Origin of the sequence: Sedimentitalea xiamensis (assembly GCF_030164465.1) — a bacterium.
In the GTDB taxonomy this organism is placed as follows: Bacteria; Pseudomonadota; Alphaproteobacteria; order Rhodobacterales; family Rhodobacteraceae; genus Sedimentitalea; species Sedimentitalea xiamensis.
Genome location: NZ_JASNJE010000038.1, coordinates 1 through 14,426, shown reverse-complemented (window position 1 = coordinate 14,426; position 14,426 = coordinate 1). Strand labels below are relative to the sequence as shown.

The following is a 14,426-nucleotide window of genomic DNA, read 5'->3' as shown; positions in this document are numbered from 1 at the left end:
CGCTAAGGCACGTCAAAACTCAAGATCGAGGGATAGCCACATGACAACTCCGTTGCGCCTGGGAATTGCGGGCTTGGGCACAGTCGGTCTGGGCGTCGTCGGGATCGTGCGCAAACAGGCCGATCTTCTGGCGCGGCGCACCGGGCGCGACATCCGGATCACCGCCGTATCCGCCCGCGATGCGACCAAGGACCGGGGCGTGAACCTGGGCGGCTATGCCTGGGAAGCCGACCCGGTGGACTTGGCGCAACGTGACGACGTGGACATATTCATCGAGGTCATGGGCGGCATCGACGGGGCGGCGAAGGACGCAACCGAAGCGGCGTTGCGGGCCGGAAAGGACGTGGTCACGGCCAACAAGGCCATGCTCGCCATCCATGGGCAGGCGCTGGCCGAACAGGCCGAGGCCGCAGGCCGCTGCATCAAGTTCGAAGCCGCGGTCGCAGGCGGCATCCCCGTCATCAAGGCCCTGAGCGAAGGACTCGCCGCGAACGAGATCACCCGCGTCATGGGCGTGATCAACGGCACCTGCAACTACATCCTGACGCGGATGGAAAGCGCCGGGCTGCCCTATGAGGCCATCTTTCGCGAAGCGGCTGACCTCGGATATCTCGAAACCGACCCGATGCTGGATGTCGGCGGGATCGACGCCGGCCACAAGCTGGCGCTCCTGGCTGCGATCGCCTTCGGGACACGGCCGGATTTCGATGGCATCGAACTCGAGGGGATCGACCGGATCGAGATCGAGGACATCCGCCAGGCGGCGGACATGGGATACCGGATCAAGCTGCTCGGGGTTGCGCAGCGCACCGGCCGCGGGCTGGAACAGCGCATGCAGCCCTGCCTGGTGCCGATCAGTTCTCCGCTGGGCCAGCTCGAAGGCGGCACCAACATGATCGTGATCGAGGGCGATGCGGTCGAGCAGATCGTGCTGCGCGGTCCCGGCGCCGGAGCCGGCCCGACCGCGAGCGCCGTGATGGGCGATGTCTGCGACCTGGCGCGCGGCTTCCGGATGCCGACCTTCGGCCAGCCTGCGGCATCGCTTGAAAACGCGCCCGCCGCACGGGCCGTCCTGCCTGCGCCCTACTACCTGCGCATGGCGCTTCTGGACAAGCCCGGCGCGCTCGCCAAGATCGCCACGATCCTCGGCGCCTCCGGGGTTTCCATCGACAGAATGCGCCAGTACGGGCATTCCGAACCTGCCGCCCCGGTGCTGATCGTGACCCACAAGACCACGCGCGCGGCCCTGGACGAAGCCATTTCAGCCATGCAGGCCACCGATGTTCTCGTCTCGCCCCCCGTCGCATTGCGGATCGAAAACCTCTAGCCTCGCCCCCAAGTCCTGAACAGGAGCCATTTCTCATGAGCAACAAGATCGAATTTCACGACCGCATGCTGTCCCTCGGCCTCGCCCGCGTCGCCGAACAGGCAGCACTGGCCTCGGCGTCCCTGATCGGGCGCGGCGACGAGAAGGCGGCGGATCAGGCGGCGGTCAATGCGATGCGCGAGCAGTTGAACCTGCTGGACATCGCCGGGGTCGTGGTGATCGGCGAAGGCGAACGCGACGAAGCGCCGATGCTCTATATCGGCGAAGAGGTCGGGACCGGCAACGGACCCGGCGTGGACATCGCGCTGGACCCGCTGGAAGGCACGACTCTGACCGCCAAGGACATGCCCAATGCGCTGACCGTCATCGCCATGGGTCCGCGCGGCTCAATGCTGCACGCGCCGGACGTCTACATGGAAAAACTGGCCATCGGTCCGGGCTATTCCGAAGGTCTGGTGACGCTGGACATGCCGCCCGCAACCCGCGTGTCCGCCCTGGCCACGGAAAAGGGATGCGCGCCGTCCGACATCACCGTCTGCATTCTGGAACGCCCGCGTCACGAGGAAATGATCGCCGAAGTCCGCAGCACCGGCGCGTCGATCCGGCTGATCACCGATGGCGACGTGGCCGGTGTCATGCATTGCGCCGAAGCCCACAAGACCGGCATCGACATGTACATGGGATCAGGCGGCGCCCCCGAAGGCGTGCTGGCCGCGGCTGCGCTGAAATGCATGGGCGGGCAGATCTTCGGCCGCCTGCTGTTTCGCAACGACGATGAGAAAGCCCGCGCCGCCAAGGCCGGTATCACGGACCTCGACAAGGTCTATTCGCGGGACGAGATGGTCCAGCAGGACGTCATTTTCGCCGCGACCGGCGTGACCGGGGGAACGCTTCTGAACGGCATCAAGCGCGAGCCCGGCTGGGTGACGACGCAGACGCTGTTGATGCGGTCCAAGACCGGCTCCGTCCGCCGCATGGAATACCGCACACCGGTCTGAACCGGCGGTCGCCGACGGCCGGACCATCCGGCGGGCAATGGACGAACGATACAGGTTTCCGCCCGGACCTTGGTGATCGGGCCCATCGACGAAGGAGATCCGGTGGCCTTTCTGGGAATCGCGACATCGCTGACCGGGCGGCGCTGGATCGGACCATCGATCGAAATCGAACGCGCCGCCGACGCGATGCAGCAGACGACGGGCCTGCCGCTGGCGGTTTGCCAGGTTCTGGCCCGTCGCGGCGTTCCGGCATCGGAGGCAAAAACCTTCCTGGCGCCGCAGTTGCGCGACCTGCTCCCGGACCCGCGCGGTTTGAAGGACATGGAGAAGGCCGCAGCGCGCTTTCTGACCGCGGTGCGGCGCCGGGAACGCATCGCCGTCTTTGCCGACTATGACGTCGATGGCGGCAGTTCCGCGGCGCTTCTCCTCGTCTGGCTGCGCGACATGGGTCTGCCCGCGACTCTCTATGTTCCCGACCGGATCGACGAAGGGTATGGCCCCAACGAACCGGCGATGCGGCAATTGGCGGCCAGCCACGACCTGATCGTCTGCGTCGATTGCGGCACCCTATCCCACGCGCCGATTGCCGCCGCGGCGGGCACCGATGTGATCGTGCTGGACCATCACCTCGGCGGTGAAGATCTGCCCCCGGCCTTCGCCGTCGTGAACCCCAACCGACAGGACGAAAACGGCGATCTGGGCTATCTCTGTGCCGCTGGCGTCGTGTTCCTGATGCTGGTCGAGGTCCGCCGCCAGATGCGCGGCTCCGGTGCCGGAACCGGGCCGGACCTGATGGCTCTTCTGGACCTCGTCGCACTGGCGACCGTCGCCGATGTCGCGCCGCTGATCGGCGCGAACCGGGCACTTGTCCGCCAGGGGCTGAAGATCATGGGGCGTCGCGACCGCCCCGGACTGGTGGCGCTGGCCGACGCCGCCCGCATGGACACGGCTCCGAATACCTACCATCTCGGTTTCCTGCTGGGTCCGCGGGTCAACGCCGGGGGACGGATCGGCGAAGCGGACCTGGGCGCGCGGCTTCTGTCGACCGCATCTGAGGCCGAAGCGCAGGCCCTGGCAGAGCGGCTGGATACCCTGAACAAGGAACGCCGCGAGATCGAAAACGCGGTTCGGGCCGCCGCCATGGAACAGGCGGAAGACCGCGGTCTTGACGCGCCGCTCGTCTGGGCCGCTGGCGAAGGATGGCATCCCGGCGTGGTGGGAATCGTCGCCGCGCGACTGAAGGAGGCGGCCAACCGCCCGGCCGTCGTGATCGGTCTGGAGGGCGGCGAAGGCAAGGGGTCCGGCCGGTCCGTGTCGGGTGTGGACCTGGGCGCGGCCATCCAGCGCCTCGCGGCCGAGGGGCTGCTGGTCAAGGGCGGCGGACACAGGATGGCGGCAGGTCTGACCGTGAGCCGCGACAATCTGGAAGCGGCAATGGCACGCCTGTCCGACCTGCTGGAACGGCAGGGCGCGGGGCAAGGCGGGCCGGCCGATCTGAAACTGGACGGCGTTCTCATGCCCAGGGCCGCCAATGTGTCGCTGGTCGAGGACATCGAACAGGCCGGGCCATTCGGTGCCGGAGCCCCTGCCCCGCGATACGCTTTCTGCGACCTGCAAATCCGCCATGCCCGCCGCGTCGGCGAAACCCATCTGAAACTGTCGCTCAACGACGGCATGGGCGGAGGGCTGGACGCGATCTGTTTCGGCGCGTTCGAGACCCCGCTCGGCCCCGCCCTGATGGAACACGGAGGAGCACGGTTTCACATGGCGGGCCGGCTGGATGTGAACACCTGGGGCGGACGCCAATCCGTCCAGCTGCGCCTGGAGGATGCTGCGCCGGTCACGGACAACTGATCCCGATGGCCGGTCTGTTTCTTGCAAAAATCCGCATTTTTCCACTTGCGCCGGTTGGCCCGATTGCCTAATGAACCGCTCACCGACAGTGGCCCGTTCGTCTATCGGTTAGGACGCCAGGTTTTCAACCTGGAAAGAGGGGTTCGATTCCCCTACGGGCTGCCACAAAACCTGCCTGCACATTGGTTTCATTGGATTTTTTCCCTATTTTGTCCAACCTGTTCTGTGGGGTTGGACATTCTTCACTATGGTCCAGGCTTCCCAGCTTCGCAAGTCCGCTGTCGGCCAGGCGCGCCCGATCCGCCTTTTTCGTGTAGGTTTGACCTTCCTTGTTCGTCGCGTGCGCCAGGAAAGCGCGGATTTCGTCCGGTGTGCCGCCGGCCTCGGCCAGGCGGGTCGCACCAGCTTTTCGCAACCCATGTGCACTACCCTTTACAGCAGCTGCATTGCACTGATCCCGAAACCAGTTGCCCAGGGTTTCGGGCTTGTAGGGCTTGCCCCCGCTATGGGTCAGAAATAGCGCCTGATCAGGCGACACGTAGGCCAGTTCTTCGGCCAGATCGGGAAGGATCGGCAGATTTGCCTCAACACCCGTCTTGCCGCGCCGATAGCTGATCCTGGCACCGGCGACATTCCGCCAACCCATGGCGGCCGCATCCTGGCGGGATGCCCCGGTGCAGAGAAAGATTGCCAGTGCCAACCGCGCTTTTGTTCCCGCGGCGTGATGCCTTTTGAACCTGGCAATCTCTGCCTCTGTCCAAACATGAAAACCGTCAGGGTTTTCCTTGCGCTTTTCTGCGTATCGCGCCGGATTGAATGTCACGCCATAGCCCCGACGGATTGCGAAGTTGAGCAATAGTGAAAGGTTCTTGCGCACCTTATTGGCCGCCGCCGGTCCTTCCTTCCTGTCCATGATTGCTTCGATATGGCGGATTTCAAGGCACGCAAACGGCAGCTGCCCTGCCTGGTCAAGCAACCAGTCCAGTTCCTTGCGCAAAACGCGGCGAGAAACCTCGGAGCGATCCCGATACTTTGCGGATCGCAGATATTGCTCGACCAACCAGTGCTGCGTGCCGGATTGCGGTGCTTTGGTCACTGGTGGTCTGGCCCCGTCCTGCGCCCGCTCATAAGCCGCGCGAAACTCGGCCGAGGCATATTCCCCCGGCAGGTAGCAGGAAAAGCCCTTGCGCCGATAGCGCCAGCGCACCTTGCCGTGACGATCCACGACGCGGGTAACACCAGGAAACGGGTTTCGGCGGCCGCTCATTTCAACAGCACGTCACACGGATTGCCGGCTGTTCCTTCATCTTCAACCGCTTCGATAACCACCCTCCCATCGGGGTGAATGACCACGCGCGGCCTTTCGTATCCCGCAGCCTGGGCAGCTTTGAAATACTTTGTCAGATCGGATTGCTTCACGGTCGCGCGGGGATATGCCATTTAGTTTCCCTCTTCTTGGCTTTGCGCGCCCAAAGGCGCGAAGTTCATCGGCTGGATGTGGGTTTCGCCACCTGGGACAGGTGGCAGATTTTCCAGGCGCCGGATTTCATTGACCGACAGGAAACCGGCTTCGCGGCCGACGCGGTAGGCGTCATACCGGGCGCCCAGGTCGCCCCGCAGCAAGGCACCCATGTCGTGTTCGATGAAATGCCGCCGCCGCCCATCGGCGGTCAGAAGGGCCGCATTCATTGCCTGTTCGATCCGGCGGGCCATTGGGGCAAGACAGCGCGTCACCAGGGCACGGGTTTCGCCCTCCACGTTGCTGTAGGTGGCATTGTCCACGATGCCGATAGCCGTTGGCGGCACGTTGAAAACCCGCGCCACATCCAGGTTCGACAGCTTGCGGCTCTCCAGGAATTCCGCATCTTTCGAGGAAAGCGATTGCGGGTGCCATTCGGCGCCGCCATCAAGCACGATAACGCCCGAGGTGCTGGCCTGGCTCTCCAGCCGCGCGGCCAGTTTGTCCAGGGCTTCGCTCTTTTTGTCGCCGGGGATCGGCTGCGGGAACACCAGGGCACCCTCCGCACGGAATGCCTTGGCCGCTTGTTTCCGGGCTTGTTCTTGCTGGGTCAGGGCCAGGCCAAAGGCTTCCCGCGCCAGTTGGATCGGGGATACGCCCAACACCCCATCCGGGCCGATGCGATAGCGCAGATGCAGGATTTCATCCTGGATCATGACCTTGGTTTGCCCCCGGTGATCCGCCACGCGGTAGCGCAGGCGGCCGTTGTTGATTCGCTCAATGGATACCATTGCCGGGGAGACTCGGAACAAACGGGCCACCTGGCCCCGCCCGTTGGTCTCGATCACCGCATAGGCGTTGCCGTTCGTCAGCAGATCGGAAATCAACGCCTCGCGCGCTTCAAAGGCAGTCATGCTCGGGGTGAATTGGTCATGCAGAACCCGCTGCAATGGATGATCCTGGGCGCGTTCGCGGCTCCCATCATCGCCGCGGCGGTAGACGTTCAGCGGGATCGCCGCCAGGTTCTGACTGATAACGGTGATGCAGGCTTGCGCCACGGCCAGGCCCGATGCCTGGGCATTATCGACATAGCCGGAAACGCCGCTGCGCGGGCCCAGGAATTCGGCCAGGCTCGGATCGGACGTGGTGACAGTGTTGCGGGTTTCAACGCCCAGCAGGCGCTTTAAAATGCTCATTGCATCAACTCCCAGATGCGCAGGCGGCGGGCGGCAGCAGTGCGGAATGGTGTGAAATTGGAAAGCGCGCGGGCTTGGACCGTGGTGCCTTCATAGGCTGGCCAGGCCGCCACCACGGAAATCTCGAACAGTTCAACCGCGTGCAGGGTTCGTGTGCTGCCCTGCACATCGTCGCGTGTAGCAGTGAACCCAAAAGACATTCCGCCCAGGTCGCCGCGCTCGGCCAGGGCCAGAACGTCACGCGCGGCCTGGGTATCCGGCAAGTCCAGGTCAAAGGCCAAGCCCTGGCTATCTTCAGCCAGGCGCAAGGTGCCTGACTTCGTGCGCGCCAACACCCGTATTGGGTCATGGTCGACCAGGGCAAGAATATCCTGGCGAGTGGCAAGGCTTTCCGCGAAGGCACCTGGCGCGATGGTTTCGACCAGGCCGCCGCCAATCTGCGCAGATGCCCCGAAAAGGGCGGCGTGCCCTTCAAGCCGCCGCCCTTTTGCCCGCAGTTCCGCAGGCTGAAATCTCCTTTCGATGCTCATATTCCAAGGCTCCGATAAGGCGCGATCAGCCGGGCAACGCCAAGGGGAAGGACGTGCACCAGCTGATCGCTCACCGCTTCGCGGTTTGCGTAATAATGGGCCACAAGCAAAAGGATCGCCTGACGAAGTGCCCCCGGCAGCGGGACCACAGACACATCCACATCGATCGATTGCAGGTGGTCGGCGGCTGCATCAACCAACCCCTCTATCAACCCGTCCTCCGCGTCGTGATCGACGCGGAGGTGGGCTTTGGCATCGCCAAGCGAGACCATCAATCAATCTCCGCATAGCGGAATGCTTCGGGGTGGCGCACCACCACATCGGCATCCAGGAAGGCATGCAGCAACGCACCGCCCTTGCTGGCCACGTCGGTGTGATACGGGTTCATCAGCAGATCAACGCCAGACCAGTAGCCCACGTAAAGGCTGGCCCACTCGCCATAGATCAGCGCATTCTTGTCGCCGCCCACGCCGATATCGCGCGGCACCTGGGTGGATGCTTCGGCGCGCTGGTTGTGGAACAGTTCGGCCAGCGGGATCACGCGGCCGGTGGTGTCCTTAGCCTTGCGCGCCACCGCCATAACGGCCGGGTTGGTCAGAAAGGCCGCGGTGCCGGTCACATCGTCGGTTTCCAGCGCGGCGATAAGATCGGCCGTGATATCGCTGGAGAAGGCGCCGCCGGTCACGCTGGTCACATTCGCATCGGCAAGGATGCCGGTCGGCTCATTGGCTCCCGCGCCACGGATCGCAGCGCCATCCAGGGCCTGGGCCAGCAGATAGCCCAGATCCGCGCGCAAGATCGGTTCCAGCGCCTGGTTGGATTGCAGCAGCATCCGCCGCGAAATCTCGTATTCGGCCGTCACGGTTTTCGGCCCCATCGATTTCTTGGCAAAGGTCGCATCGCTGCGGGCTGCCGCCGCGTTCTCGGCCACCCACCCAGCCGTGCCGGATGCGCTTAGGCGCGGCAGATCGATATTGCCCGAAAGGCCGCGCAGAAAGGTGGCGCCCATCGCCTCGACCTTGAGCGCGGGCCGGCGGCGATCCGTCATGGCCGCCAGATCGGTGGACACCATGTTGCCACCCGTGCCCGTGGTCAGCAGGGCGCGGGTTTCGCCGCCCAGGATCACATCGGTGGGCACCATGACGCCGCGCACCTCTGCGCGATCCTTGGCCAGTTCCTGGTGTGCTTCCGCTTCCAGGCCGGTCAGGGTTCCCGCGCGGCTTTCCACCAACGCCTTGGCGAGCGAATAGCCCGACAGATCACCCCGGCGGAACGTGCCGCCATTGATCGGTTCGGCGCGTTCTTCCAGGCGCTCATACTCGGTCAGGCGCTCGGCATCGGACAGACGCGTATTGAGGTTGCGCACCTCACCGTCAAGGGTGTCGAAACGGGCGCGTTCTTCGCCGGTCAGGTCGCGATTTGCTGCGGTCGCGGTCTCATTGATCTGGCGCATTTCTGCTATCCTGGCCGCGCGGGCCTCTTTGATTTCGTGCGGTTTCATTCAGGTCTCCATCTTTGGGAAAATGCCGCCATCCCGGCGGGGTTGAAGGTCCATCGGGCCAGGCAAGCCTGGCGCAGGGAAGATGCCGCTTCACAGCGGGAATTTGGTGCGGTGTCCTGCGCCGGGAAGGAATAACACCCCCTCGGCCCGGCGCAGATTGTAGGCGTCACCGCAACGCCCTGACTCCCCGAGGGGGAATTCGTTATCTCTTGTCGATTTCAAGGTTGTCATCGTCGCTGTCGCGGGCGGTCTCCACCGGTTCAATCCCAAGTTCCCGACACAACTGTGGTAGGAAATTTTCGACATCGAAAAAGAGCCAAGAAATGGGCCGACCCTGGGCATAGCCGCGGTGCCATTGCGGGGGTGGAAAAAAGCCACTGCCCTTCCAGTGTTTGGGTAGGGCGCCGACATAGGACTTTGAGGGTTCGTCCGCGAAGCGTTCGATTACCAACATGGTAATCTCGCTTTCGTAAAGCCCGCCAGGCACGCGGCCGGACTCGCCTACGAATGTAAACCGTGTGGCGGCCATCAATGCTTCCGCGACAGTTGCGCCACCATCCACCAGGTGTTTGGCCACAATGATGAAAATTGCGCCCAAGCCATTTACCTGACGGTGCTTCCTGTGGCCGGGATGCGCCATCGCACCTTCAAGGTCTGGAATGGCGGGAATGTCGTATCGCGGGTCTTTGCTACGCCGCACCCACGCATTGAAGGTGGTAAGCGGAAGCCCAGCAACTTCCAGAACCTCGGGAAGTTCAAACTTCGCATTGGTGATGTTTTGCTGGGCTTTTGTGCTCTCTACCTTAGACATTAAGCCGCCTCCCGCTTGATTTCATGTGCGGTGCCAAGCTGTGCCATAAGCTCTTGCATGTCCTCGATTGCTTTTGAGGTCAGGTATTCGAGGTTGTCGAATACACAGGCTTCATTGTGAGGGCGTTCATTGCGTGGCGCTTCCATCGCCTGGTGCCAGGCTAACCGCAGAGCGGTAAGGACATTGTTGGCCAGGCAGTGGACCTGCCCTTCAATCTCCAACAAGTCGATCTGACGTTGGCTGGGGTGATCTTGCTTTTTCACTGCTTATTCCTTTTCGTCGGTCTTTCTATTTGACTTTGCCATACATGAAGTATCGCTATACTCTATGTATTGCAATACATGATGTCTGGCAAGCACTGTTTTCTAGTTTTTTCCTAAAGCAATCCCTCAAGGCACCCTGGCACCTCGGAAACGGTTTCCCGATCCATGCCACCCAGGGCCATTGCCAGGGCCACCAGTCCATCGATCCGGCCGCTACTCTTGTTCTTTGCCAGTTTGCGGTTTCCCGCCGGGTCTTGCTCGATCACCGCGTTGGCAGCACAGAATGTCAGGATCGGATTACCCGCGTGGCGCAGGCGTGCCTCGGCCACCAGGCGCTCCACCTTGTCCACCGCCGGCGCCATGTCCTTGAAGCCCTGGCCGAACGGTTCCAGCGGTGGGGCCACGTTCATGCGGGCCAGCTCGCGGCGCAAGTCCTCAATGCGCCAGCGGTCATAGGCGATCCGCCGCATGTCGTATTGGTCGCAGGCATCGGCGATAGCCTCGGCCACGAATGACGGATCAACGGTTGCGCCTGGTATCAGGGTCAGGAAGCCTTGCCGCGCCCACACGTCATAGGGCACCCTGTCCAGATCGGATTTCTCGGCAATCCCGCGCTCTGGCAGGAAGAAACGCGGCAGGATATCGAACCCGCCGGCATCGTCAGGAAACACCATCACGAACGCGGTCAGGTCGCGGGATTGCGACAGGTCCAGACCAGCCCAGCACTGGCGGCCGGCAAGCCCCGAGAAATCCACCTGGCCCGCACAGTTGTCCCATTCCCGTTTCGCCAGGAAACGCACATGCGCATCCACACGCTGGTTCAGGATCAGGTTGCGAAAGCCCTGTTCGGCCGCCGGCATCCGCTGCGCCTGGCCCGCCTGGCGGCGCACATCCTCCAGGGAACGGAAATCGCCTAGGGCAGGGTTTGCCTTGCGCCAGGTTTCTTCGCTCCATGGATCATCGTCCGGCGCAGCGGTGTAGAATGTCAGATGGAAACTCGGGTCTTGCACCTCGCCCGCATTCACCTTCACCCCGTAGTCGATCAGCGTAGACAGCGCGGCCGTGTCGCTGGCGGCCTGGGTGCTGATCACGCACATCAGCGGATTGTCGCGGGCGCCCATCGCGGTATCCAGCGCCTCATACAGGTCGCGTTTTGGCGCGGTGCCGAGTTCATCATATACAACGAAGTTGGGGGAAAGGCCCTGTTTCGTGCTGGCATCGGCAGAAAGCGCCTGGAAGATCGATCCCCTGCCGGTGCCTTGCAGCACTTCCATGCGCTTGTGGAAATTGACGATATTCACCCGCGCGCCAAGTCCGGGATGTTCCTCCAGGATCGCCTTCATTTCAGCGAATGTCTTACCCGCCTGGGCCTTATCGTTCGCCGCGGCGTAGACTTCGCCGCGCCCTTCGGCCTCTGGCCCCAGCAGGTGGGCAAGCGCCAATCCAGCGACAAGCTGGGTCTTGCCGTTCTTGCGAGCCATCGACAGCACGGCCGTTCGCACGGGGCGGTTGCCGTCCTGATCCTCGGCATACACCGCTGCCAGGAAATCACGTTGCCAGGGCCGGATTTGCAGCTTCGTGCCGGCCAGCGATCCTTGTGTAATCGGCAAGTCCTCCAGGAACGCGATCACGCGATCCAGGCGAGACAGGCCGGTGGCCTCCCAGGGCAAAGTGCCCCGCATTGGTGTGGTTTCTTCAAGATCAAAACCCAGGTTGCCCTGGCGGTTGTCCACGATCAGTTTGGGCGTAGCGCCCTGGCCTCGCAGTCCCATATCAATTTCCTCCGTTCGTCGCCTGTGGCCACCCACAAGGGGCCGCATTGGTTTTTCTGGTAAATGGGGCCTCCAAAACCAATGCGGCCCCTTGTGGGCACGCTGCGCCCCTGTTCGATGCTTGCGCATATCCTGGCGAAAAGAAGGGTTGGCCCGTTTTGCCTGACCTCCCGCAAAAAAGGTCAATATTGCTGACGGAAATTAGGTCAGCGACACGAACCTTATTAACTATACGCGCGTGGGGGGGATTGGTTACGCACGCGGCCATTTCCCGTGATTGAAAGGCCCCCCGGTTCATCGCCACCACCCATCGCTGGGATCAATCGGCTGTCCTGTTTCGTCGCAGCCCTTGAACCTGCGACCCAGGGCATTGCCTCGTGTCTTGTCGTGCATGTGCGTCTTTTCGCTGTGGCAGCTGGCACACAGCGATTGCAGTTCTTCCAGCGGAGGAAAGGGCTTGCCGCCCTGGCTGATCGGCTTGATGTGATCGACCGTGTTCGCCAGCACTGTCTTGCCACGGCGCTCGCAGATCACGCACATGGGCTGTTGATCCAGCTTGGCAGAGCGCAGCTTGCGCCAGGCTGTGGTGCAATAGGGCCAGCGGTTCATGGCTGCACCCATCCGCTGATCTGCACCGACGCAGCGGCCGCGTATTGGCCGTATTGCTGTAGCGCAAGCGAAAGCGATACGGCTGATACTCGGCCGCGTAACATGCGTAACATTTTTTGGGGGTTAATGCCTTTAGGCATTACCCCAAAATGATACGCCGCCGCAACCCCCAAAATGTAACGTATTTTCCGCCTGCGGGGTGTAGTGCCGTAACATGGCGTATCATTTTCCGCCAAACCGATATTACGGGCACATTTAACGCATTGTTTTTCAACAATTAAAAATGTTACATTGAAATGCAACGCTCCGTGTGCGCCATCCACTTTTCTGCCGCACACTACTGCGACCCTGTTACCCGAATGCAACTTCAACACACCCACCAGTAGTCTTGATATGAGCGCACATAGTCGCTGTTCATTAGCCATTCCTTTGCCCGCTTGTATGCATTCCGCCCACCGTCCTTCGATTTCGGATTATTCAGCAACCCGTGCAGCTTGCAGGCTTCCCGCCAGTGATCGACGTGGACCACAGGTTTACCAGGGAAATCCGGGCCGCTGCGCTTTTGGCCGTGGTCCCTTAGCGCATCCAGAAGCGCCTGGTGGGCAACTTGTTGGTGGCCCTTCAACGGCCTGCGCTTGTCCTTGACTACGGGTTCCTGCGCCTCTGCCTCTGCAACGATACAAGTGGTCACGGCATCACCGTCTGGATCGGTGCCCAAGTGCACCTCGGCCAGGCTGTAATAGGCATCCCGCCCCATCCCGATATCGCGCTGCTTCCGCGACATGACGGAAATCACGCCGCTTTCCTCATCGCGGGACAGTTCGATTTCGGTGTCTATCGCAGCCCGCAGGGATGAGTGCCCACGGGCACCCAGGGCTGTATCCTTGCCGGTGTGGTGGATCAGCATGACATGCGCGCCAGTCATGCGGGCCAGCGTATCCACATTGCGGATCAGCAGCCCCATATCCACGCTGGAGTTCTCATCCCCGGCGGCCATTACCCGTGCCAGGGTGTCAATGATGATCAGTCCGGGTGCTGGGTTCGGGTTCATCTCGTTGTAGAGATGGGCGAGAACCTGGGCGTCAATCGCGTTTGCGTGGAAATCAAATGGATGTGTGATCCAGTCGAATTCGGCCGCGCGCAATGCTGCTACACGGTTTTCAAAGGCACGGCCGCCTTCGGCCGCCGCATATAGAACATGTTGGCGGCGGGTCTTGCATCCGAACCAATCAGTGCCGGATGCAACGGCCTGGGCGATCTTGAGCGCAAGAAAAGTCTTGCCCACGTTCGAAGGCCCGTAGATCACGCTGGTGGCGCCCCCCATGAGCCAGCCCTTGATCAGATAATTCGGATCCAGGTCGGCCTGGGCTTCGCGCGCGGATCGCACCTGGCCTTTGAGATGGGCTAGGCGATCCCGCACGACTTTGTTCATGGGCACCATGTTTGCCGGCGCGTCTACTTGTTCGGCCTTGGCGAATGCTTCCCTAATTGCGCAAACGTCGAGTGGTGCGCTTGTCTGGTCGTCCCTCTGCGTCATACCAGGCACCCCGCAAAAGCAGGATTACCGCTTGTGCGGTGGACCTGAAATCGGCTATCTTCGGTCTTGAGCGTTGTGAACAGGCGCTTTTCTTTTCGAGCGCCGCGTCTAGGTCCAACAGACGCGGCGTTTTCTTTTGGCCTTCGTCGGTTGGACAATCTCGGAAATTCCGCTTTGATATCAACACCCACATAGAGCGGGGTTGGACAGACTAACCCATTGATTTCATTTATTTTGTGCGCGGCCCCTACGGGCTGCCACTTATCCTTGTGAGATATTGATTTTGCATCTGAAATTCAGAGGGCTGGATTTCTATACATTCCCTAATGCAAGCGCACAGGAAGCTGTAGAGTTTGCTGATCGTCTCGCGGCGTGCACCCGTCAGCTCCGCGTCGGTCGCTGTTCTGCGCCGCTGTACCGAAAGCCGTGCGATTGGCTTCGTGGTCTCCCTAAAGCATTTCGGGATTAACCTGGCGCATATCCTGCAGCGCGAAAGTAGTTCATGCATTCGTCGGGAGTGAACAGGTCGCATATCCTTCCGAGCGCGCTGAACAACTCCGTAAACGTCC

The 14,426-nt window shown here is 62.1% G+C and carries 14 protein-coding genes and 1 tRNA gene; 4 read left to right on the top strand and 11 right to left on the bottom strand.

Annotated features, from left to right (window positions below; translation table 11 throughout):
- Nucleotides 1–40: 40 nt before the first annotated feature.
- The 4 genes from QO034_RS20450 (at nucleotide 41) to QO034_RS20435 (ending at nucleotide 4,344) form a co-directional block, all read left to right on the top strand.
- Entirely contained in the window at nucleotides 41–1,327 is a 1,287-nt protein-coding gene (locus QO034_RS20450) for a homoserine dehydrogenase (RefSeq protein WP_284487382.1), read from the top strand.
- Between the two features lie 35 nt (nucleotides 1,328–1,362).
- Nucleotides 1,363–2,325 (top strand): class II fructose-bisphosphatase, encoded by a 963-nt coding sequence (gene glpX, locus QO034_RS20445; RefSeq protein ID WP_284487381.1) that lies wholly within the window; start codon nucleotides 1,363–1,365, stop codon nucleotides 2,323–2,325.
- Nucleotides 2,326–2,427: 102 nt separating this feature from the next.
- A complete protein-coding gene (gene recJ / locus QO034_RS20440; protein WP_284487380.1) occupies nucleotides 2,428–4,179 on the top strand; it encodes a single-stranded-DNA-specific exonuclease RecJ in 1,752 nt (583 codons plus the stop codon).
- Nucleotides 4,180–4,269: 90 nt separating this feature from the next.
- Nucleotides 4,270–4,344: transfer RNA gene (locus QO034_RS20435), tRNA-Glu, on the top strand.
- Here QO034_RS20435 and QO034_RS23400 read toward each other — a convergent pair.
- The 11 genes from QO034_RS23400 to QO034_RS20385 form a co-directional block, all read right to left on the bottom strand.
- A complete protein-coding gene (locus QO034_RS23400; RefSeq protein WP_407696791.1) occupies nucleotides 4,304–5,092 on the bottom strand; it encodes a tyrosine-type recombinase/integrase in 789 nt (262 codons plus the stop codon). The two genes, QO034_RS20435 and QO034_RS23400, sit on opposite strands and share 41 nt — an antisense overlap.
- A 350-nt stretch (nucleotides 5,093–5,442) precedes the next feature.
- Nucleotides 5,443–5,619 carry a hypothetical protein gene (locus tag QO034_RS20430; RefSeq protein ID WP_284487379.1) on the bottom strand — a complete coding sequence of 59 codons (177 nt, stop codon included), beginning with the start codon at nucleotides 5,617–5,619 and terminating at the stop codon, nucleotides 5,443–5,445.
- Nucleotides 5,620–6,834, bottom strand: a complete 1,215-nt coding sequence (locus tag QO034_RS20425; RefSeq protein ID WP_284487378.1) for a phage portal protein — start codon at nucleotides 6,832–6,834, stop codon at nucleotides 5,620–5,622. It lies immediately after the preceding gene.
- Nucleotides 6,831–7,364, bottom strand: coding sequence for an HK97 family phage prohead protease (locus QO034_RS20420; protein ID WP_284487377.1), 534 nt, complete (start codon nucleotides 7,362–7,364; stop codon nucleotides 6,831–6,833). Before QO034_RS20420 ends, QO034_RS20425 begins: the two co-directional genes overlap by 4 nt.
- Nucleotides 7,361–7,636 (bottom strand): head-tail connector protein, encoded by a 276-nt coding sequence (locus tag QO034_RS20415; RefSeq protein ID WP_284487376.1) that lies wholly within the window; start codon nucleotides 7,634–7,636, stop codon nucleotides 7,361–7,363. The genes QO034_RS20420 and QO034_RS20415 overlap by 4 nt, the downstream gene beginning before the upstream one ends.
- A complete protein-coding gene (locus tag QO034_RS20410; protein ID WP_284487375.1) occupies nucleotides 7,636–8,865 on the bottom strand; it encodes a phage major capsid protein in 1,230 nt (409 codons plus the stop codon). Before QO034_RS20410 ends, QO034_RS20415 begins: the two co-directional genes overlap by 1 nt.
- Before the next feature lie 202 nt (nucleotides 8,866–9,067).
- The gene (locus tag QO034_RS20405) at nucleotides 9,068–9,676 is read right to left on the bottom strand and encodes a hypothetical protein (RefSeq protein ID WP_284487374.1); all 609 of its coding nucleotides are present in this window, start codon (nucleotides 9,674–9,676) and stop codon (nucleotides 9,068–9,070) included.
- Complete coding sequence (locus QO034_RS20400) at nucleotides 9,676–9,939, bottom strand: hypothetical protein (protein ID WP_284487373.1); 264 nt, start codon at nucleotides 9,937–9,939, stop codon at nucleotides 9,676–9,678. Before QO034_RS20400 ends, QO034_RS20405 begins: the two co-directional genes overlap by 1 nt.
- 113 nt (nucleotides 9,940–10,052) lie before the next feature.
- Nucleotides 10,053–11,897: a terminase large subunit gene (locus QO034_RS20395; RefSeq protein WP_284487372.1), complete on the bottom strand. Its 1,845-nt coding sequence runs from the start codon at nucleotides 11,895–11,897 to the stop codon at nucleotides 10,053–10,055.
- A gap of 108 nt (nucleotides 11,898–12,005) precedes the next feature.
- Nucleotides 12,006–12,320, bottom strand: coding sequence for an HNH endonuclease (locus QO034_RS20390; RefSeq protein ID WP_284487371.1), 315 nt, complete (start codon nucleotides 12,318–12,320; stop codon nucleotides 12,006–12,008).
- 367 nt (nucleotides 12,321–12,687) lie between these two features.
- On the bottom strand, nucleotides 12,688–13,752 hold the full coding sequence (locus QO034_RS20385; protein ID WP_284487370.1) for an AAA family ATPase: 1,065 nt from the start codon (nucleotides 13,750–13,752) through the stop codon (nucleotides 12,688–12,690).
- Nucleotides 13,753–14,426: the final 674 nt, after the last annotated feature.